The sequence below is a fragment of the Streptomyces sp. UNOC14_S4 genome, assembly GCF_020740835.1.
In the GTDB taxonomy this organism is placed as follows: domain Bacteria; phylum Actinomycetota; class Actinomycetes; order Streptomycetales; family Streptomycetaceae; genus Streptomyces.
On record NZ_JAINFC010000938.1, the window covers coordinates 1 to 1,205 of the forward strand.

2 protein-coding genes are annotated in these 1,205 nt (G+C 68.9%); both read right to left on the reverse strand.

All coding sequences use genetic code 11. The features are described 5' to 3' along the window. Window positions 1-254 (reverse strand): hypothetical protein (locus tag K6I34_RS37165; protein WP_229332423.1); only part of this gene is annotated, 254 nt, incomplete at its 3' end. Further along, entirely contained in the window at window positions 244-1,113 is an 870-nt protein-coding gene (locus tag K6I34_RS37170) for a hypothetical protein (protein ID WP_229332424.1), read from the reverse strand. The genes K6I34_RS37170 and K6I34_RS37165, both read right to left, overlap by 11 nt. Window positions 1,114-1,205 lie beyond the last annotated feature (92 nt).

Genomic DNA, 1,205 nt, shown 5'->3' on the forward strand with positions numbered 1-1,205 from the left:
TCCTTGGCCAGGCCCGAGATCAGGTCGCAAGGGCTCTTGCTGTGGCTGGCGCCCGGCGAGGGCGTGGCGGAGGGCGACACCGAGGCCGGAGCCGACGGCGTCGGAGCCGACGGGGCGGGGGCTGACGGCGTAGGACCTGAGGGCGTCGGCGTCGGGTCCGCCATGGCCTTCGAAGCCAGTGACAGGACGGCCACCTGGGCGGTCACCAGCACCGACAGGACGGAGACGCCGCGGAGACGGCGGCTACCTGGCATAAGTGAATCCCCCGAACCCCTTGACCGCGTTGGTGATGTCGTCGGCTCCCGCGGCGGGCACATCGCCGCTGACAGGTGCCGGGCCCTGCTTCTGGCTCGATGAAGCGATCTTCCAGTCGTTGTCCACCCAGCTGAGCTTCTGGGAGATGGTGAACCACGTCTGGGAGACTGGCTTCGTCGAGCCCTGTCCGGCCAGGCCGACCAGGCCGGTGCACCAGACCTCGACCGTGGCTTCGCCGTCGTTGTACGCAGTGGCCTTCGAACCCACGGGAACGGTACGGGAGACGAAGGTCAGGCCCTTCGGCGCGGAGCCGTCGGGATTCAGGCCGACGTTCTTGAGGAAGTCGGCGCCGTAGGCCTTGTCCATCTGGCCCTGCAACGATGCCGCCGCGTCGGGGGTGTAGACGGTGTCCACGATCGAGTGGCGGGTGTCCGTTCTGAACATGCCGTCCCCGCCCAGAGCCACGGCGAAGTTCGACGCGGCCGACTGGGCTCCCTGCTCCGTGTGAGCGAACCCGGACGCAATTCCTCCGGTCTTGGCGCCGACGGGTTTTGTGCCGGTCGGTGCAGTCGCTTGCCCGTTCGGGTGACTGCTCATCGAATCCCCGTCGTCCGACGACGAATCCCCCCGGTTCGCGAAGGCGATCGCCGCGATGAGGAGGACCACGACGCCGACGACCGTCATCACGTTGCGGCTGGACATGTGCCCGCCGCGGGCGCGGCGTGGTGGGCCGTACGGGTCGGTCTCGCCCTCCGGGAGGCGGGTGCGGGTCAGGTGGCGGTCGGTGCCGCCGAATTCGCCGTAGTCACCCCCTTGACGTCCGGAGTCCGGGCCGTAGCCGTCGTCGCCGAGACTCATCGCACGCACGTCCCCTCATACGTCTTCGCCGCTATGGCGCCCGCATATGACGGTAGCGGCGTGAAGGGAATCTGGGGGGAGGAGTACGAGGG

Bases quoted from the DNA above. Each gene is read 5' to 3' on its own strand.
- K6I34_RS37170 (WP_229332424.1), bottom strand. From the start codon at position 1,113: ATGAGTCTCGGCGACGACGGCTACGGCCCGGACTCCGGACGTCAAGGG.